General features: G+C 69.9%; 14 protein-coding genes and 1 tRNA gene. 10 read left to right on the top strand and 5 right to left on the bottom strand.

The genetic code is table 11. From position 1 onward, the window contains the following. Window positions 1-32: 32 nt before the first annotated feature. A complete protein-coding gene (locus tag KS03_RS28625; protein ID WP_015876460.1) occupies window positions 33-1,520 on the bottom strand; it encodes an aldehyde dehydrogenase in 1,488 nt (495 codons plus the stop codon). Window positions 1,521-1,961: 441 nt separating this feature from the next. Between KS03_RS28625 and KS03_RS30665 the strand changes: the two genes are divergently transcribed. The 5 genes from KS03_RS30665 (at window position 1,962) to KS03_RS28605 (ending at window position 6,867) form a co-directional block, all read left to right on the top strand. Further along, the gene (locus tag KS03_RS30665) at window positions 1,962-2,252 is read left to right on the top strand and encodes a hypothetical protein (RefSeq protein WP_230674398.1); all 291 of its coding nucleotides are present in this window, start codon (window positions 1,962-1,964) and stop codon (window positions 2,250-2,252) included. Between the two features lie 186 nt (window positions 2,253-2,438). After that, window positions 2,439-3,221, top strand: coding sequence for a gamma-glutamyl-gamma-aminobutyrate hydrolase family protein (locus KS03_RS28620; protein WP_015876458.1), 783 nt, complete (start codon window positions 2,439-2,441; stop codon window positions 3,219-3,221). Between the two features lie 45 nt (window positions 3,222-3,266). Next, window positions 3,267-4,601: a glutamine synthetase family protein gene (locus KS03_RS28615; RefSeq protein WP_015876457.1), complete on the top strand. Its 1,335-nt coding sequence runs from the start codon at window positions 3,267-3,269 to the stop codon at window positions 4,599-4,601. A gap of 47 nt (window positions 4,602-4,648) precedes the next feature. Further along, window positions 4,649-6,076, top strand: coding sequence for an aspartate aminotransferase family protein (locus KS03_RS28610; RefSeq protein WP_015876456.1), 1,428 nt, complete (start codon window positions 4,649-4,651; stop codon window positions 6,074-6,076). A gap of 293 nt (window positions 6,077-6,369) precedes the next feature. Continuing rightward, entirely contained in the window at window positions 6,370-6,867 is a 498-nt protein-coding gene (locus KS03_RS28605) for a DUF2846 domain-containing protein (protein ID WP_015876455.1), read from the top strand. 212 nt (window positions 6,868-7,079) lie between these two features. Here the strand turns inward: KS03_RS28605 and KS03_RS28600 are convergent. The 3 genes from KS03_RS28600 to argA all read right to left on the bottom strand — a co-directional run bounded on the left by KS03_RS28600 (window position 7,080) and on the right by argA (window position 9,090). Beyond that, window positions 7,080-7,154 (bottom strand) — tRNA-Val (locus KS03_RS28600). A gap of 243 nt (window positions 7,155-7,397) precedes the next feature. Then, the gene (locus tag KS03_RS28595) at window positions 7,398-7,673 is read right to left on the bottom strand and encodes an oxidative damage protection protein (RefSeq protein ID WP_015876454.1); all 276 of its coding nucleotides are present in this window, start codon (window positions 7,671-7,673) and stop codon (window positions 7,398-7,400) included. 49 nt (window positions 7,674-7,722) lie between these two features. Beyond that, complete coding sequence (gene argA / locus KS03_RS28590) at window positions 7,723-9,090, bottom strand: amino-acid N-acetyltransferase (protein WP_015876453.1); 1,368 nt, start codon at window positions 9,088-9,090, stop codon at window positions 7,723-7,725. A gap of 23 nt (window positions 9,091-9,113) precedes the next feature. Between argA and hrpA the strand changes: the two genes are divergently transcribed. The 5 genes from hrpA (at window position 9,114) to KS03_RS28565 (ending at window position 17,384) form a co-directional block, all read left to right on the top strand. Beyond that, the gene (gene hrpA / locus KS03_RS28585) at window positions 9,114-13,346 is read left to right on the top strand and encodes an ATP-dependent RNA helicase HrpA (protein ID WP_015876452.1); all 4,233 of its coding nucleotides are present in this window, start codon (window positions 9,114-9,116) and stop codon (window positions 13,344-13,346) included. A 99-nt stretch (window positions 13,347-13,445) separates the two neighbouring features. Continuing rightward, complete coding sequence (locus KS03_RS28580; RefSeq protein WP_015876451.1) at window positions 13,446-14,444, top strand: YVTN family beta-propeller repeat protein; 999 nt, start codon at window positions 13,446-13,448, stop codon at window positions 14,442-14,444. Between the two features lie 16 nt (window positions 14,445-14,460). Further along, window positions 14,461-15,453 carry a sterol desaturase family protein gene (locus KS03_RS28575; RefSeq protein WP_015876450.1) on the top strand — a complete coding sequence of 331 codons (993 nt, stop codon included), beginning with the start codon at window positions 14,461-14,463 and terminating at the stop codon, window positions 15,451-15,453. A 288-nt stretch (window positions 15,454-15,741) separates the two neighbouring features. Then, on the top strand, window positions 15,742-16,572 hold the full coding sequence (locus KS03_RS28570; protein ID WP_015876449.1) for an EI24 domain-containing protein: 831 nt from the start codon (window positions 15,742-15,744) through the stop codon (window positions 16,570-16,572). Continuing rightward, complete coding sequence (locus KS03_RS28565) at window positions 16,569-17,384, top strand: competence/damage-inducible protein A (RefSeq protein ID WP_015876448.1); 816 nt, start codon at window positions 16,569-16,571, stop codon at window positions 17,382-17,384. Before KS03_RS28570 ends, KS03_RS28565 begins: the two co-directional genes overlap by 4 nt. Window positions 17,385-17,496: 112 nt before the next feature. Here KS03_RS28565 and KS03_RS28560 read toward each other — a convergent pair whose 3' ends face one another. Further along, window positions 17,497-17,961, bottom strand: coding sequence for a rhodanese-like domain-containing protein (locus KS03_RS28560; protein WP_015876447.1), 465 nt, complete (start codon window positions 17,959-17,961; stop codon window positions 17,497-17,499). Between the last annotated feature and the right edge of the window lie 349 nt (window positions 17,962-18,310).

The following is an 18,310-nucleotide window of genomic DNA, read 5'->3' as shown; positions in this document are numbered from 1 at the left end:
CAGCCGCGCGAGGCGCGCCGCCGGCGCCGGCCTCAGCGCAGCCGGATCAGCGTCGATTTCAGCTCGGTGTATTTTTCGAGCGCGTGCAGCGACTTGTCCCGGCCGTTGCCGGACTGCCGGTAGCCGCCGAACGGAAAGTTCATGTCGCCGCCCTCGTCGTAGCAGTTGACCCAGACCGTACCGGCGCGGAGCCGCCGCGCCGCCTCGTGCGCGGTCGTCAGGCTGCCGGTCCAGACCGCCGCGGCGAGCCCGTAGTCGCTGTCGTTGGCGATCCGGATCGCCTCGTCGAGCGTGTCGAACACGATCAGCGACAGCACCGGCCCGAAGATTTCCTCGCGCGCAATGCGTGCGTCGGCGGTGGTCTCGAACACGGTCGGCTCCACGTAGAAGCCGCCCGGGTGCGCCGCCACGCGCTGGCCGCCCGTCAGCAGCCTGGCCTCGCTGCGGCCGGTCTCGATGTAGCCGAGCACGCGGTCGAGCTGCTTCGCGTCGATGATCGCGCCCATCGAGGTGGCCGGGTCGAGCGGATTGCCGGGCCGGTAGCCCCGGGCGGCGTCGAGCAGCTTCGCCACGAACGCGTCGCGGATCTCGCGATGCACGAGCAGGCGCGAGCCGGCCGTACACATCTCGCCCATGTTGTAGAAGATCGCGCCGGCTGCCGCCGCGGCCGCGCGGTCGAGATCGGGGCAGTCGGGCAGCACGAGGTTCGGCGACTTGCCGCCGAGTTCGAGCCAGACGCGCTTGAGGTTCGATTGGCCCGCGCACTGCATGATCTGCTTGCCGACCGCGGTCGAGCCCGTGAACGCCACGCAATCGACGTCGCGGTGCAGCGCGAGCAGCCGGCCCGGCTCGCCGCCGCCCGGCACCACGTTGAACACGCCGGCCGGGATGCCGGCCTCGAAGGCGAGCTGCGCCACGCGCAGCGCCGTGAGCGGCGACTTCTCGGAGGGCTTGAGCACCACGCTGTTGCCGGCCGCGAGCGCCGGCGCGAATTTCCAGGCCGCCATCAGCAGCGGGAAATTCCACGGCACGATCGCGGCCACCACGCCCACCGGCTCGCGCGTGACGAGGCCCACCAGCTTCGGGTCGACCGGCGCCACCTCGCCGCCGACCTTGTCGATCGCCTCGGCGAACCATTCGACGCAATAGGCCGCGCCGGGCACGTCGACCGAGCTGGTGTCGGCGATCGGCTTGCCGGCGTCGAGCGTTTCCAGCACCGCGAGTTCGTCGGCGTGTTCGCGCAGCGCCGCCGCGAAGCGCAGCAGCACGGCGCGGCGCTCGCGCGGCGCGAGGCCGGCCCAGCCGCCGCCGTCGAACGCGCGGCGTGCGGCGGCCACGGCCGCGTCGACGTCCTCGGCGCCGCAGTCGGCCACCTGCGCAAGCAGGCGCGCGTCGATCGGGCTGACGCAGTCGAAGCGGCGGCCGTGCGCGGCGTCACGGTATGCGCCGTCGATGAACGCGCGTGCCTCGATCGACAGCGACGCGGCGAGATCCTGCCAGTAGGCGAGCGTGGACGGCATCGGAAGCTCCTTCGGAACAGGCGCGCCGGCAGGCGCGCGGGGTGGCGCGCGGGCGGGCGTGCCGTGGGCTCGAGTCGGCCGGCGGCGTGCCGGCCGGGATCCACTCGCAGGGCTCGTCGGCGCCCGGATTGCGCAAGCGGCAGGGCAGCCGGGCGGCGGCTTCGACCGAGATCGGGCGGCGCCGGCCCGCGCTCGGCGGGCGGCGGGAAAGGGAACGCCCGCCCGCGGCGCTGTTGAATATTCTAAGCGGCGCGGCTGTCGCGAACCTCAGGGTAAACACGGCATCGGGAATTTTGAAACTCGTTTGACGCCATCTCGAAATCCGTTAAGCTTGGTGACAGCAAGTCGTCACGCCGATCACTCTGGCTCGCATGACGCCGGCTCGCGCGATGCGCGTTCCTTCCGATCGGTCCCGACGGCCAGCCGGCGTGTCGAGCGACCGTGCCAGTTTTGTTCACCACGGCGCTCGACGCGTTCGATACATTAAACAGTCAGTCGAGTGTGATCGTGAGAGTCCGAGGCCCCCTGGTCAAACGGGATCGAAGGCGCGACGCGGCCCTGCCGCGCGCCGTCGAGTCCCCCGAAACCGGCAGCGGCGAGTATCGCGCCAGCCCAAGCCTGCCTAATTCCGCGCCCGCCATGTCCCGGCGCGGCGTGCGCCGCTTCAATGTCGGCGCGGTCCGCGCCCACAGCGCGCTGCGCCCGTACCACGCCGCTTCGCTGTTGCCCTAGCGCCTGTCTCGCGCGTTCCCGTCGTGCCTGTCCGGCGCGCGAGGCGTGCCGGCACCTGCCCTGGCGGGCCGCCGGCTCGCCTCGGCGGCCGTCGTTTTCCGATCCGCTACCCGCTTCGCTGGCACCGGCCCGCGCGCGTCCGGCGCGGTGGCGCGCGGGTGGCCCGCACGTCCAACCGGAGCCGGCATGAGCCGATCTCGAACGTCGTGCCGCCCGGTGGTGGCCGTCAGCGCCGATCGCGGCATGGCCGGGCCGCATCCGAGCCATTCGGCCGGCGAGAAATACCTCGATGCCGTCGTCGACGGTGCCGGCGCGCTCGCGTTCGTGCTGCCGGCGCTCGGCGAGCGCCAGCCGATTCCCGACCTGCTCGCCGCGCTCGACGGGCTGCTGCTGACCGGCAGCTACTCGAATCTCGAGCCGCAGCGCTACCACGGCCCCGCCAGCGCGCCCGGCACGCTGCACGACCCGGCGCGCGACGCCACCGTGCTGCCGCTCGCGCGCGCGGCGATCGCGGCCGGCGTGCCGGTGCTCGCGCTCTGCCGCGGCCTGCAGGAACTGAACGTGACCTTCGGCGGCACGCTGCACCCGCGTCTGCACGAGGTGCCCGGCCTGGCCGATCACCGCGAGGACAAGACCGCGCCGCTCGCCGCCCAGTACGGTCCCGCGCATGCGGTGCGGCTGGTGCCGGGCGGGCTGCTCGCGCGGCTGGCCGGCGGCGCGGCCGAGGTGCAGGTGAATTCGTTGCACGCGCAAGGGATCGACCGGCTCGGCGAAGGGCTGCTCGTCGAGGCGGTCGCCCCGGACGGGCTGATCGAGGCCGTGAGCGTGCGCGACGCGCCGGGCTTCGTGCTCGGCGTGCAGTGGCACCCGGAATGGCAGTTCGCGCAGCACCCGCTGTCGCGGGCGATCTTCGCGGCGTTCGGCGAGGCCTGCCGAGCCCGCCGGCGCAAAGCAGCCGAAGCGGCCTAGGCGGCCGAGCCCGCGGGCGCGGGCAACCATCACAACGAGGCTGACATGCAAGACCTTGACGATTTCATGAAGCAGCACCGGATCACCGAAGTCGAGGCGATCATTCCCGACATGGCCGGCATTGCGCGCGGCAAGATCATCCCGCGCAACAAGTTCGAGACGGGCGAATCGATGCGCCTGCCGCAGGCGGTGATGGTGCAGACCGTCACCGGCGACTATCCCGAGGATGGCTCGCTGTCCGGCGTGACCGATCCCGACATGGTCTGCGTGCCGGACCCGTCCACCATCTGCCTGATCCCGTGGGCCGTCGATCCGACCGCCCAGGTGATCCACGACTGCGTCCATTTCGACGGCTCGCCGGTGGCGATCTCGCCGCGCTACGTGCTGCGGCGCGTGCTGGAACTGTACCGCCAGCGGGGCTGGCGGCCGGTGGTGGCGCCCGAGCTCGAGTTCTACCTGGTGGAGATGAACAAGGACCCCGACCTGCCGCTGCGCCCGCCGGTGGGCCGCACCGGGCGCGCGGAGACGGGCCGCCAGTCGTACTCGATCGAGGCCGTCAACGAATTCGATCCGCTGTTCGAGGACATCTACGAATACTGCGACATGCAGGGCCTCGACATCGACACGCTGATCCACGAGGTCGGCGCCGCGCAGATGGAGATCAACTTCCAGCACGGCGATGCGCTCTCGCTGGCCGACCAGGTGTTCCTGTTCAAGCGCACCGTGCGCGAGGCCGCGCTGCGCCACAACATGTACGCGACGTTCATGGCCAAGCCGATGGAGAACGAGCCCGGCTCGGCGATGCACATCCACCAGAGCATCGTCGACCTCGAAGACGGGCGCAACCTGTTCGTCGACGCACAGGGCGAATCGACCGACATGTTCCGCAGCTATCTGGCGGGCCTGCAGAAATACACGCCGGCGCTGATGCCGATCTTCGCGCCGTACATCAACTCGTACCGGCGGCTGTCGCGCTTCATGGCCGCGCCGATCAACGTGCAGTGGGGCTACGACAACCGCACGGTCGGCTTCCGGATCCCGCACGCGGCGCCGGCCGCACGGCGCATCGAGAACCGCATCCCCGGCGTGGACTGCAACCCGTACCTGGCACTGGCCGGCACGCTCGCGGCCGGCTATCTGGGCATCACGCAGCGCCTGAATCCGACCGCGCCGCTCGCGGCCGACGGCTACAGCCTGCCGTACCAGCTGCCGCGCAACCTGGAGGAGGGGCTCACGCTGATGGCCGCTTCCACGCCGCTTGCCGAGATTCTCGGCGAGAAGTTCGTGAAGGCGTATCTGGCGCTGAAGGAAACCGAGTACGAGGCGTTCTTCCGCGTGATCAGCTCGTGGGAGCGGCGCCATCTGCTGCTGCACGTGTGACGAAACCCGAACCCGCGGCGCTCGCGCCGCCCCACGGAGGACTCATCATGACGCAACGAATCGGCGAATCGGCCTACGTCCAGCCGGTGCGCGCACCGGCTGCGGCCGAGGCGCGCTCCACGGCCGAGTATCGCGCGCTCGACGCCGCGCATCACCTGCACCCGTTCTCGGACATGGGCGCGCTCAATCGCGCCGGCAGCCGCGTGATCACCAGCGCGCACGGCGTCCATCTGCGCGATTCGGACGGCAACCGCATCATCGACGGGATGGCCGGGCTTTGGTGCGTGAACGTCGGCTACGGCCGCGAGGAACTGATCGAGGCCGGCGCGCGGCAGCTGCGCGAGCTGCCGTTCTACAACACCTTCTTCAAGACCACGCATCCGCCCGTGATCGAGCTGTCGGCGCTGCTCGCCGAGATCGCGCCGCCCGCCTTCAACCGCTTCTTCTATTGCAACAGCGGCTCGGAAGGCAACGACACGGTGCTGCGCGTCGTCTACCAGTACTGGCGCACGCAGGGGCAGCCGCAGCGCAGGTACGTGATTTCGCGCCGCAACGGCTATCACGGCTCGACCATCGCGGGCGGCACGCTCGGCGGGATGGACTACATGCACGAGCAGATGCCGTCGAAGGTCGAGCACGTCGTGCATATCGACCAGCCGTACTTCTTCGGCGAGGCGCCCGCCGGCCAGACGCCCGAGGCGTTCGCGCTCGAACGCGCGCGGCAGCTGGAGGCGAAGATCCTCGAACTCGGCGCCGACAACGTGGCCGCGTTCATCGGCGAGCCGTTCCAGGGCGCGGGCGGCGTGATCTTTCCCGACGCGGCCTACTGGCCCGAGATCGAGCGGATCTGCCGCAAGTACGACGTGCTGCTGGTGGCCGACGAGGTGATCGGCGGCTTCGGCCGCACGGGCGAATGGTTCTCGCACCAGCACTTCGGCTTCACGCCCGACCTGATGACGCTGGCCAAGGGGCTCACCAGCGGCTATGTGCCGATGGGCGCCGTGGCGCTGTCCGATCGCATCGCCGACGCGCTGATCGCGCACGGCGAGTTCAACCACGGCATGACGTATTCGGGGCACCCGGTGGCGGCGGCCGTCGCGGTGGCGAACCTCCGGGTGCTGCGCGAGGGCGGCGTGGTCGAGCGCGTGAAGCGCGAGATCGGGCCGTATTTCCAGCGGCGCCTGCGCGAGGCGCTGGCGGGCAGCCCGATCGTCGGCGAGGTGGCGGGCGCCGGGCTCGTGGCCGGCATCCAGCTCGCCCAGGATCCGGCCGCGCGGCGCCGCTTTGCCAACGGCGGCGAGGTCGGCACGATCTGCCGCGACTACTGTTTCAACGGCAACCTCATCATGCGCGCCACCGGCGACCGCATGCTGCTGTCGCCGCCGCTCGTGGTGACGCAGCAGGACGTCGACGAGATCGTCGACAAGGCGGCCCGGGCGATCGCCTCGACCGCGCGACAGATCGACGCCGCATGAGGTGGCGCTGCACGGCGCGCGGTCGAGCGCGCTCTTGATCGCGCACCGCGCGGCGCGGCCAGGCGCTCGGCCGGGCCGCGGGCTAGGGTGCCGGCCTTCCGGCCGCGATGCGCGGGCGCGGGCCCTCAGGCGATGCTTGCGGCTTGCCGCAGGAATGTTTCGTATTGTCAAAGCGGCGTCGCGTAGCGGCGACGATGGTCGCGGCGGCAGGTCGAATCGTCTATGCTGGACGGACTGACGGCAAGCCGGCCGCGCGCCGGTTTCGTCGCGACACGGTCCACGATCCGGAGGGCATGACGATGAGGTGGAACTGGCGCACGGGCGCCGCGTTGACGTTACTGGCGGCGACGATCGCGTTTGCGGGATGCGCAGCCCCGCCGCAGAAGCCGATCTACCGCGATATGTGGGCCTCGGTGCCGGCGCCGGCCGCGGGGCAGGGACGCATCGTGTTCTTTCGCAGTGCGGCGAAGCTCGGCATGGCGAGCGGCGACCGCGTCGATGTCAACGACAAGCCTGCCGGCCAGCTGCCGGGCGGCGGCTTCTTCTATCTCGACGAGCCGGCCGGGCAGTACACCGTCACGACCTCGAGCGCGCCGGACAGGCCGCTCACGTTCTATCTGATGCAGGGCGAGACCAAGTACGTGCGCATGGGGGTGCCGTTCGCGCTGGTGGCGGGGCCGCTCACGCCGTCGCTCGAAAGCGATTCGGGCAAGGTGCGCCAGGAACTGTCGATGCTGCGCTACGTCGGTCGCGGCGACGGCGCAGGACACATGGCCGCGAAGACGCCATGAGGGCGGCCAATCCGGCGGGGCGGCGCCCGGGTCTGCGGCGTCGGACCGGCCTCGAGTGACGGGCGCCGTGCGCATGGCCGCCCGCGCGCGCACCAGCCGGCCGCGGACGTCCGCCGCGTGACGGCGCACGGTGGACCGCCGGAAAGCAAAAAGCCCCATGACGAGAGTCATGGGGCTTTTTGCTGCGATACCGTGAGGCACCGTGAATTCTTTGGTGGGCGGTACTGGGATCGAACCAGTGACCCCTGCCGTGTGAAGGCAGTGCTCTACCGCTGAGCTAACCGCCCAAAGAGCCTTGAATTATGATGGGGCTTGGTTACCGCGTCAAGCTTTTTCCATCTCATTCCGTCCGGCGGGACGCGATCCATGCCGTGGCGCGAATCGAGGCGTGATCATAGCGGCATCGCGCACTTTTATCCAGCGTTATTTGCATGGACGTCGAAAATCGTTCGATGCTGCCCCCGCAGGACATGGCGCGGGGGCGTGCGGAGCAAACGGGGCAGGCGAACGGCCGGCAGGGCGGGCGCCTCTCAGCCCTCGGTCGGCGGCACGAAGCCCGTCGCCTGGTCGGCACCCTCGCCGAAGAAATACTTCTCGGTCTGCTTGACGAGATACTGGCGCGCGCGCGGGTCGGCCATGTTCAGGCGGTTCTCGTTGATCAGCATGGTCTGCTGCTTGAGCCAGCCCTGCCACGCTTCCTTCGAGACGCTTTCATAGATCCGCTTGCCGAGTTCGCCCGGCAGCGGCGGGAAATCGAGGCCCTCGGCTTCGTGGCCGAGCTTTGCGCATTGAACCATACGGGACATCGTGGACTTCTCCTGTAATCGATTGGGGAGGGGGCGCGCGTCGCGCCGCTCAGAGCTGCTTCATCAGCACGAGCGACTTGCGCTGCCAGTTATAGAGTTTGCGGCGGTCCTCGGGCAGGTCGTCGACGCTGACCTTGACGAAGCCGCGCTTGAGGAACCAGTGCTCGGTGCGGGTCGTCAGCACGAAGATGCGCTTGAGGCCGCGCGCGCGGGCGCGCTGCTCGATGCGCTTGAGCAGGCGCTCGCCGTCGCCGGAACCCTGCGCCTCGGGCGCGACGGTCAGGCAGGCCATCTCGCCGATCTTCTCCTGCGTATAGGGGTACAGCGCCGCGCAGCCGAACAGCACGCCATCGTGCTCGATCACCGAGAAGTGGTCGATGTCGCGCTCGATCTGGTGGCGGCCGCGCCGCACCAGCGTGCCGTCGCTCTCGAGCGGCTCGATCAGCGTGAGGATGCCGCCGACGTCGTCCGGCGTGGCTTCGCGCAGGCTTTCCAGATTCTCGTAGGAGATCATGGTGCCGACGCCGTCGTGCAGGAACAGTTCCAGCAGCACGCCGCCGTCGAGCGAGTAGGGCACCAGATGCCCCCGCGCCACGCCGCCGCGGCAGCCGCGGATCGCATGCTTCAGGTAGAACGCCTCGTCGTCCTGCAGGTTGCCGGAGTCGAGCAGCTCGGCGGCCGCGTCGAGCGACATTTCACCGATCAGCTCGCCCTCCTCGTCGACGAGGCCCGGCGCGTCGGTCAGGAAGATCAGCTTGTCGGCGCGCAGCGCGATCGCGGCCGCCGAGGCGACATCCTCCATCGACAGGTTGAACGCCTCGCCCGTGGGCGAGAAGCCGAGCGGCGAGAGCAGCACGAGCTTGCGGCTCGCCAGCGAATGGCGGATCGATTCGGCATCGATCTTGCGCACCACGCCGGTGTGCTGGAAATCGACGCCGTCGAGGATACCGACCGGTCTCGCCGTCACGAAGTTGCCCGAGACCACGCTGATGTGCGCGTGCGCCATCGGCGAATTCGGCAGGCCCTGGCTGACCGCCGCCTCGATGTCCAGGCGCACTTCGCCGGCCGCTTCCTTCGACGATTCGAGCGCGCGCGCGTCGGTCACGCGCAGCCCGTGCGAGAACTCGGACTGCACGCCGTGCAGGTTCAACTGCTCCTCGAGCTGCGGGCGCGAGCCGTGCACCAGCACGATCTGGATGCCCATCGCCTGCAGCAGCGCGATGTCGGCGACGAGCGCGTTCAGCAGGCCCTGCTGCACCACCTCGCCGCCGAAGCCGATGACGAACGTGCTGTTGCGGAACTTGTGAATATAGGGCGCGACGGAGCGCATCCAGTCGACGAACTGGGCGTGGCTGATGGCGGTCGCGTCGACGGCCGGCGGCGTCGGCGCGGCGGGGAGGTCGGTTTGGGAATTCATGGGCGGGATTATAATGCGCCCCCATGTCGAATGTACCCAAAAGCTCCGCACCGAAGCGCGCGGATGCACCGGCCGATCGAGGCGCGCAGCCGTCGGCCCGTCCCCACGAATCGTCGAACCCGAAGCGTGAGCCGCGAGCCGCGCAGCCGGCGCGCATGCCGCCAGCCGAGCAGGTGCCGCGCGAAGGCGGCGAAGGCCCCGAAAGCCGCGCCCCGCGCGCCGGCCAGCCGGCTCGCGCGGCCCGCCCGTCGCGCGAGCCGCGCGCCGCGCGCCCGCCCGTCACGCCGAACCCGGTTCCGCCGCTCAGCTTTCCCGAGAGCCTGCCCGTCTCCGCCAAGCGCGAGGAGATCGCGCGCGCGATCGCCGACCACCAGGTGGTGATCGTCTGCGGCGAGACCGGCTCGGGCAAGACCACCCAGTTGCCGAAGATCTGCCTCGCGCTCGGCCGCGGGCTCGGCGCGGGCGGCCGCGGCCTGATCGGCCACACCCAGCCGCGCCGGCTGGCCGCGTCGTCCACCGGCCGCCGGATCGCCGAGGAACTCGGCACGCCGTTCGGCGAGGTGGTCGGCTACAAGGTGCGTTTTACCGACAACCTGGCACCGGGCGCCTCGGTCAAGCTGATGACCGACGGCATCCTGCTCGCCGAGACGCAGACCGATCCGCTGTTGCGGGCGTATGACACGCTGATCATCGACGAGGCGCACGAGCGCAGCCTCAACATCGATTTCCTGCTCGGCTACCTGCGCCAGATCCTGCCCAAGCGGCCGGACCTGAAGCTGATCGTGACCTCGGCGACCATCGACGCGGACCGCTTCGCGCGCCACTTCGGCAGCCCGACGCGGCCGGCGCCGGTGATCGAGGTGAGCGGCCGGCTCTATCCGGTGGAGATCCGCTACCGGCCGATCGCCGACGAGCGCTCCGCCGCCGTGCGCAACGCCGAGGGCGCCGCGAGCGGGCGCGACCGCCAGAAAACGGCGCGCGAGGCCGAGCGCGACCTGATGGACGGCATCGTCGACGCGGTCGACGAGCTGTGCCGCGAGGGGCCCGGCGACGTGCTGGTGTTCCTGCCCGGCGAGCGCGAGATCCGCGATGCGGCCGAGGCGCTGCGCAAGCACCATCCGCCGCACACCGAGATCCTGCCGCTGTTCGCGCGGCTGTCCGCGGCCGACCAGGAGCGCGTGTTCAAGGGCTCGAACGCGCGCCGAATCGTGCTGGCCACCAATGTCGCCGAGACCTCGCTGACGGTGCCGGGCATCCGCTACGTGGTCGATACCGGCCTTGCGCGCGTCAAGCGCTATTCGTACCGCAACAAGGTCGAGCAGCTGCAGGTGGAGTCGATCTCGCAGGCCGCCGCCAACCAGCGTGCGGGCCGCTGCGGGCGCGTGGCCGACGGCATCTGCATCCGTCTCTACGAGGACGCCGACTACGCCGGCCGCGCGCGCTTCACCGATCCCGAGATCCTGCGCTCGTCGCTGGCCTCGGTGATCCTGCGCATGAAGTCGCTGCATCTCGGCTCGGTCGAATCGTTTCCGTTCATCGAGCCGCCGCCGGGCCGCGCGATCGCCGACGGCTACCAGCTGCTCAACGAGCTCGGCGCGGTGGACGACGACAACGCGCTCACCCCGCTCGGCCGCGAGCTGGCGCGCCTGCCGCTCGACCCGCGGGTGGGGCGCATGATCCTTGCCGCGCGCGACCAGCAGGCGCTGCGCGAGGTGCTGATCATCGCCAGCGCGCTGTCGGTGCAGGACCCGCGCGACCGGCCGATCGAGGCGCAGGAGCAGGCCGACCAGGCGCATCGCCGCTTCGCCGACGAGCGTTCCGAATTCCTGCAATGGCTGAAGATCTGGGCCTGGTTCGAGGAGGCGGTCGCGCACAAGAAATCGAACCGGCAACTGGTGGACGCCTGCCGCGCGAACTTCCTCTCGCACCTGCGGCTGCGCGAGTGGCGCGACGTCCACTCGCAACTGCTGACCGTGGTGCGCGAGCACGGCTGGCGCCTGAACGAGACCGAGGCGACCTTCGAGCAGATCCACCTGTCGCTGCTCACCGGCCTGCTCGGCAACATCGGCATGAAGGCCGACGACGAGCCGCACTACCTGGGCGCGCGCAACATCAAGTTCCACCTGTGGCCGGGCTCGGCGCTCGCCAAGAAGGCCGGGCGCTGGGTGATGGCCGCCGAGCTGGTCGAGACGAGCCGGCTCTACGCGCGCTGCATCGCGAAGATCGAGCCTGAGTGGATCGAGAAGGTGGGCGCGCACCTGCTGAAGACGGCGCTGTCCGAGCCGCACTGGGAGAAGCGCCCGGCGCAGGTCAGCGCGTTCGAGCGCGGCACGCTCTATGGCCTCACGATCTACCACCGCCGGCGCGTGGCGTTCGGCAGGCAGGACCCGGCGCGCGCGCGCGAGCTGTTCATCCGCGGCGCGCTGGTGGACGGCGAGTTCGACACCAGGCTCGGGTTCTTCGCGCACAATCGCAAGCTATTGGCCGACATCGAGCAACTGGAGCACAAGTCGCGCCGCCAGGACGTGCTGGTGGACGACGCGCTGATCTACGGCTTCTACGACCAGGCGATCCCGGCCGGCATCCATACCGGCGCCGCGTTCGAGCGCTGGTATCGCGACGAGCTGAAGGCGAGCGGCCAGCCCGAGGACAAGCTGCGGCTGCTCTACCTGTCGCGTGACGACCTGATGCGCCACGAGGCGGCCGGCGTGACCACCGACCTGTTCCCGAAGCGGCTGACCATGGCCGGCGTGGAGATGGCGCTGTCCTATCACTTCGAGCCGGGTTCGCCGCGCGACGGCGTCACGCTGCAGGTGCCGCTCTTCGCGCTGAACCAGGTGGACGCGCGGCGCGCCGAATGGCTGGTGCCCGGCATGCTGAAGGAGAAGGTGCAGCTGCTGCTGAAATCGCTGCCGCAGAAGCTGCGCCGCCACTGCGTGCCGCTGCCCGACTACGCGGCCGGCTTCGTCGAGCGCGCCGGGGCCGAGCGCTTCGGCGCCGGCGCGCTGTTGGACGTGCTGATCGCCGACGTGCGCGGCCAGACCCAGATCGCGATGAGGGCGTCGGACTTCAAGCTCGAGACGCTGCCCGCGCACCTGTTCATGAACTTCAAGGTGATCGACGAGCACGGCCGCCAGCTCGCGATGGGGCGCAACCTCGCGCAACTGCGCGGCGAACTCGGCGCGCAGGCGCAGCAGCACTTCCAGAAGATCGCGGCGGCCACGCTCGCGCCGGCCGGCGAGGCCGCCGACGGTGCGCCGCTGGCGGCCGGTGCGGCGGGCAGCCCCGGCGCCGCGGCCGGCCAGCGCGGTCCGGGCGGCCCGGGCGGGCGTCCGGTGCCGCCGCGCAGCGTGCCGGCCGCGAGCCCCGCCGCCGGCGGCGAAGCGGCCGGCGCTGCGACCGCGCTCTACGAGAACCTGACCACCTGGAACTTCGGCAAGCTGCCCGAGCTGCTCGAGATCCGCCGGCGCGGCCAGACGCTGTACGGCTACCCGGCGCTCGTCGATCGCGGCACGCATTGCGACGTCGAGGTGTTCGATTCGCCCGAGGAAGCCGCGCGCATCCACCGCGCCGGGCTGCGCCGGCTGTTCGCGCTGCAGCTCAAGGAGCCGATCAAGTACCTGGAGAAGAACCTGCCGGGGCTGCGCGAGATGGCGATGCAGTACATGGCGCTCGGCTCGCAGGACGAGCTGCGCGACCAACTGATCGACACCGCGCTCGACCGCGCCTGCCTGCAGGACCCGCTGCCCGACGACGACGCGAGCTTCCACACGCGCCGCGACGAGGGCCGCAGCCGCCTCAACCTGCTCGCGCAGGAGATCGCGCGTCTGGTCGGGCAGATCCTCGCCGAATATGCCGGGCTCACCAAGAAACTGGCGCAGGCGAAGTCGTTCGGCGCCGCCCATGCCGACATGGTCGCGCAACTGGGCGCGCTGGTCGGCAAGCGCTTCGTGATCGACACCCCATACGCGCAGCTCGCGCATTTCCCGCGCTACCTGAAGGGCATCGCGCTGCGCATCGACAAGCTCAAGGCCGATCCGGCCCGCGACGCACGCCAGCTCGCCGAGCTCGCGCCGCTCGCGCAGCACTACCAGCGGGCGCTGTCGCAACGCGGCGGCGCGGCCGACGGGCGGCTCACCGAGTTCCGCTGGCTGCTGGAGGAACTGCGCATTTCGCTGTTCGCGCAGGAACTCCGCACGCCGATGCCGGTCTCCGTCAAGCGGCTGCACAAGGTCTGGGAGTCGCTGCAGCGCTAGCGCGGCCGCCACCGTCGCGGCGGCCGGGGCGGCCGCCCGGTCAACCGCGCGGCCGCCCGAACGTTCTACAATGACGGTTGTCACTCCACGTGGGTCTTCATGCGCAATTTCCTGTCTTTCGGTCGTGCCGCCTTGCTGGTCGGCGCCCTGGCCGCCACGGCCGCTCCGGCCGCCTTCGCCAACAACGTGATCGTGCTGAATTCGGCCGAGGCGACGCTCTCGCTGATCGACGAGAAGACGCATCAGGTGGTCGGCAACATGCCGACCGGCAAGGAGCCGCATCACCTGATGGCCACGCCGGACAATTCCTCGCTGATCGTCGCGAATTCGGTCTCGAACAGCCTGATGTTCCTCGATCCGCGCACGGGCGCGCTGCAGCGCACCGTCGAGGGCATCGACGACCCGTACCAGCTCGGCTTCTCGCCGGACCACAAGTGGTTCGTGGCGGCCGGCCTGCGGCTCGACCGCGTCGACATCTACAGCTATGACGGCCATAACGTCAAGCTGGTCAAGCGCGTGCCGCTCGCGGTGATGCCGAGCCACCTCGCGTTCACCAAAGACAGCCGCACCGTGCTGGTGTCGCTGCAGGTGTCGGGCGAGCTGGCCGCGATCGACCTGCCGACCCAGACCGTGAAATGGAAGATGAAGGTCGGCAAGGTGCCGGCCGGCCTCTGGATGACCCCCAGCGACAAGTACGTGCTGGTCGGCATGACGGGCGCCGACTACGTGGCGGTGGTGGACTGGCGCAACCAGCGGGTCGTCAAGACGATCCCGACCGGCAAGGGCGCGCACAACTTCCGCTCGCTCGCCGACGGCGTGCACGTGGCCGTCACCAACCGCGTCGCCAACACCATCAGCATCATCGACGAGAACACCCTCACCAACGTCGGCGACATCACGGGCCTGCTGCCCGGCCCCGACGACATGGAGCTGTCGGCCGATCGCAAGACGCTGTGGGTGACGTTCCGCTTCGCCAAGAAGGTCGGCGTGATCGACCTGGCGAGCCGGCGCCTGATCCAGACGATCCCGGTCGGCCGCTCGCCGCATGGCATCTATTTCTACGACCGCGCGCCGGTGACGGCGCCCAACGGCGCCTGACGGCCGGAGTTCGCCCATGCTTCACGCGATCGCCTCGATGCTCGACACCTTCGTGTCGAACCTGCAGACCTGGCTCTATGTCGACGTGGTCCAGCCGGCGTTGTTCAGGTTCGACCTGATGGATTACGACGAGGATACCTACGACGCGCTCTACTGGGTGATCGTGGGCGCGCTGCAGGTAGTGGCGATGTACGCGCTGCTGCGCCCGCTCGAGGCGCTGCGCCCGGCCGAGCGCTGGGCGCACCGCCGCGAGACGCGCGTCGACGTGATCTACACGCTGATCGCCAAGCTCGGCATCTTCACGCTGTTCTTCTTCTTCGTGATGCAGCCGTTGTTCGACGGCTTCCAGTCGTGGCTGCGCATGAAGGGCATCGCGAACCTCAATCTCGACACGCTGTGGCCCGGCGTGACCTCGCAGCCGCTCGTCGCGTTCGCGATCTACCTCGTCGTGCTCGATTTCGCCGGCTACTGGTACCACCGCTGGCAGCATCGCTTTGGCCTCTGGTGGGAGCTGCACGCCGTGCATCACAGCCAGCGCCAGATGTCGCTGTGGTCCGACGACCGCAACCACCTGCTCGACGACCTGATCCAGGGCTGCTTCTTCGCCGCGATCGCGCTGGTGATCGGCGTGCCGCCGTCGCAGTTCGTGGTGCTGACCGCCGTGTCGAACTTCCTGCAGAGCATCCAGCACACCAATGCCGTGCTGCCGTTCGGCCGGCTCGCCGAACGCCTGCTGGTGAGCCCGGCGTTCCACCGCCGCCACCACGCGGTGGGCTACGGCCACGAGGGCACCGCCTACGGCTGCAACTTCGGCGTGCTGTTTCCCTGGTGGGACATGCTGTTCCGCACCGCCTCGTGGAACCGCACGCTCGAGCCCACCGGCATCCGCGATCAATATCAGGGCGTGTCGTATGGCGAGGGCTTCTGGTCCCAGCACTGGCTCGCCATGGTGCGCATCGCGCGGCGCTTGGCGCGCCGCGCGCCGCGCGTATCGGCCGAGAGGGCCTGATCAGGGCCCGATGGCCCGCGCCTGACGCCACCGGCGGCGCCTGGCGCCGTGCCGCGTTCGTGTTCTCCGTTTGACGGCTTCATCGGCGCCGGCGGCGCGCCATGCCGCTCGACCGCGCGGGCGGCCCGGCGGCCTGCGTCGCTGCGGCGGCGCGGCCGATGCCGGCTGCGGTCGGCCCCCGTTTCCCTGCCTCGGCCGTCCGGCCGCGCGCGTTCACCGTTTTGGCGCGCGGGCGCCGCCTGGTTTATCCTTGCTGCGCGTTCCCGATTTCTTCTCGACCAGGCTCGCATGACCGATCTGTTGCGCTCCTTCGGCCGGGCATTCGCAAGCGCGCTGCACCCGCGGATGCTCTGGCTCACCTTCATGCCGTTTTTCGTCGCCGCGCTCGGCTGGGGCCTCGTGCTGTGGTTCGCCTGGCAGCCGCTCGTCGGCTTCACGCGCGTCGCGCTCGACGGCTTCGCGCTGACCGCCTGGCTCTACCGGTTCTTCGGCGCGATCGGCGTGCCGCAACTGCACGCGGTGGTGGCGCCGTTCGTGGTGGTGGCCGCGGCGATTCCGCTGATCGTGCTGACCGTGCTGCTGCTGATCGCCGGCATCTCGATGCCGGTCGTGATCGGCCACCTGTCGCGGCGTCCGTTCGCGCAGCTCGAGGCCAAGCGCGGCGGCAGCTGGTACGGCAGCGTGTTCAATTCGCTGTGGGCCGCGCTCGCCAGCATCGTGCTGCTGGTGCTCACGCTGCCGCTGTGGCTGATCCCGCCTTTCTTCGCGCTGCTGCCGCCGCTGATCTGGGGCTGGCTCACCTACCGCGTGATGACCTACGACGCGCTCGCGCTGCACGCGAGCGCCGACGAGCGGCGCTCGCTGGTGCGCCGCCACCGCTGGCCGCTGATCGGCATCGGCATCGCGAGCGGGCTGCTCGGCACGGTGCCGACGTTCGTCTGGGTATCGTCGATCTGGATGATGGTGCTGTTCCCGTTCGTCGCGGCGGCGATGATCTGGGTCTATGCGTTCATCCTCGTGTTTTCGGCGCTGTGGTTCGGTTTCTATTGCCTGCAGGCGCTGCAGGACCTGCGCGCGGCCGCCGTCGCGCATCTCCTAGTTCCGACGAGGCACGAATGAGTATCGGCATCATCATCATCGGCGACGAAATCCTCTCCGGTCGCCGCCAGGACAAGCACCTCGCCAAGCTCATCGAGCTGCTCGGCGCGCGCGGCCTCGCGCTCGACTGGGCCGAGTACGTGGGCGACTCGCGCGAGCGCATCACGGCCGCGCTCAAGCGTGCGTTCGCGGCCGGCGACATCGTGTTCTCGACGGGCGGCATCGGCGCCACGCCCGACGACCACACGCGCCAGTGCGCGGCGGCGGCGCTCGGCGTGCCGCTCGAACTGCATCCGCAGGCGAAGCAACTGATCTCGGAGCGGATTCGCGAGATGCATGGCGACGCCTCGGTGCCGATCGATTTCGATTCGCCCGAGAACCGTCACCGCTTCGAGATGGGCACGTTCCCGGCCGGCGCGACGCTGATTCCGAACGGCTACAACAAGATCCCCGGCTTTTCGTGCCGCAACGTCCACTTCGTGCCGGGCTTCCCGGTGATGGCCTGGCCGATGATGGAGTGGGTGCTCGATACCCAGTACGCGCACCTGCATCACGCCACGCCGTTCGCCGAGCGTTCGGTGCTGGTGTTCGAGCTGCCGGAGTCGACGCTCACCCCGCTGATGGAGCAGATCGAGCGCGATTTCGCCGGCGTGCGCGTGTTCAGCCTGCCGAGCGTGGGCGATGCCGAGCGCGGCGGCATCTACGCGCGGCGTCATATCGACCTCGGCGTGAAGGGCGAGCCGGAGGCCGTGGCCGCCGCGTTCGTGAAGCTGCGCGAGGGCGTCCATCAGCTCGGCGGCGACATCGTCGAACCCGAGGCGGCTTCCCGCTGAGCGGGCGCGCACGCGCCGCGCCAGCCGCTCGGCCGGCGGGAAACGACGCGGGCCGCGCGGCGCGGCCCGTCATCGGTGTGTCATCGCCCGGCCGGACGATGGCAGGCAAGGTTCAAGCGCCGATCCAGGGCAGCTGGCGATGGCACCAGCCTTCCACGGTCTTGCGATGTCCGTGCTCGTCCTTGGCTCCCTCGAAGCCTTCCAGGATGTCGAACGCCTTCGTGAAGCCGGCCTGTGCGGCAGCCACGGCCGCCAGCTTCGAGCGCGCCGCACTGCGGCACAGGAATACGATGGGGGTGCCGGCCAGCGCCTGAGCCTTCAGCTGCTCGATGAAGTCGGGGTTCGGCACGCCGCCCGGGTAGCGCGTCCATTCGACGTGGACATACTGGCTGTCGCCCACCAGCGGACGGCCGACCCAGTCGAGCTCGGCGCGCGTGCGCACGTCCACCAGCCGCGCCGCGGGGTCCAACTGCAGCAAGGCGAAGGCTTCGTCGGGCAGCAGCGCGCCGGCATAGGCGAGCTTGGCATCGGCGCGGCGTTGATCGGCTTGCGCGTAGAGCTGGTCGAGCGTGGTCATGTCGGACGTTCCGGTTGCGAATCGAACCGGCATTCTAGCGTGCCGGGCGAGGGCGCGCGGCATCACCAAAATGGTGCGTAATGGCATTTCGTCATGGGATTCGCATTGATTTGGTGCGCTTGCCGTATTTTTGCTTATATTTGGTGCGTGCGGTGTGCCGCCGTGGACGCGCGAAGCCCCGAAAGCGCGCGCGGCATCCCCGTCGCGGCGCGGGTTGCAGCGCGTCGCGCCGACTTGGCGCATCGGTGGCATGGAAGCTGCTTTAAATGTCGCGGTCATGTCGGCCACCGCTGCGCTCAGGCGCGGAAGCCGGCGCAATCCGCTTAACGGAGGCGGTCCCAGTCCGCCG

It is taken from the genome of Burkholderia glumae LMG 2196 = ATCC 33617 (assembly GCF_000960995.1).
Taxonomy (GTDB): domain Bacteria; phylum Pseudomonadota; class Gammaproteobacteria; order Burkholderiales; family Burkholderiaceae; genus Burkholderia; species Burkholderia glumae.
This window is presented reverse-complemented; position numbering and strand designations above follow the sequence as displayed.

Bases quoted from the DNA above. Each gene is read 5' to 3' on its own strand.
- KS03_RS28625 (WP_015876460.1), bottom strand. From the start codon at position 1,520: ATGCCGTCCACGCTCGCCTACTGGCAGGATCTCGCCGCGTCGCTGTCG.
- KS03_RS28620 (WP_015876458.1), top strand. From the start codon at position 2,439: ATGAGCCGATCTCGAACGTCGTGCCGCCCGGTGGTGGCCGTCAGCGCC.
- KS03_RS28615 (WP_015876457.1), top strand. From the start codon at position 3,267: ATGCAAGACCTTGACGATTTCATGAAGCAGCACCGGATCACCGAAGTC.
- KS03_RS28610 (WP_015876456.1), top strand. From the start codon at position 4,649: ATGACGCAACGAATCGGCGAATCGGCCTACGTCCAGCCGGTGCGCGCA.
- KS03_RS28605 (WP_015876455.1), top strand. From the start codon at position 6,370: ATGACGATGAGGTGGAACTGGCGCACGGGCGCCGCGTTGACGTTACTG.
- KS03_RS28595 (WP_015876454.1), bottom strand. From the start codon at position 7,673: ATGTCCCGTATGGTTCAATGCGCAAAGCTCGGCCACGAAGCCGAGGGC.
- argA (WP_015876453.1), bottom strand. From the start codon at position 9,090: ATGAATTCCCAAACCGACCTCCCCGCCGCGCCGACGCCGCCGGCCGTC.
- hrpA (WP_015876452.1), top strand. From the start codon at position 9,114: ATGTCGAATGTACCCAAAAGCTCCGCACCGAAGCGCGCGGATGCACCG.
- KS03_RS28580 (WP_015876451.1), top strand. From the start codon at position 13,446: ATGCGCAATTTCCTGTCTTTCGGTCGTGCCGCCTTGCTGGTCGGCGCC.
- KS03_RS28575 (WP_015876450.1), top strand. From the start codon at position 14,461: ATGCTTCACGCGATCGCCTCGATGCTCGACACCTTCGTGTCGAACCTG.
- KS03_RS28570 (WP_015876449.1), top strand. From the start codon at position 15,742: ATGACCGATCTGTTGCGCTCCTTCGGCCGGGCATTCGCAAGCGCGCTG.
- KS03_RS28565 (WP_015876448.1), top strand. From the start codon at position 16,569: ATGAGTATCGGCATCATCATCATCGGCGACGAAATCCTCTCCGGTCGC.
- KS03_RS28560 (WP_015876447.1), bottom strand. From the start codon at position 17,961: ATGACCACGCTCGACCAGCTCTACGCGCAAGCCGATCAACGCCGCGCC.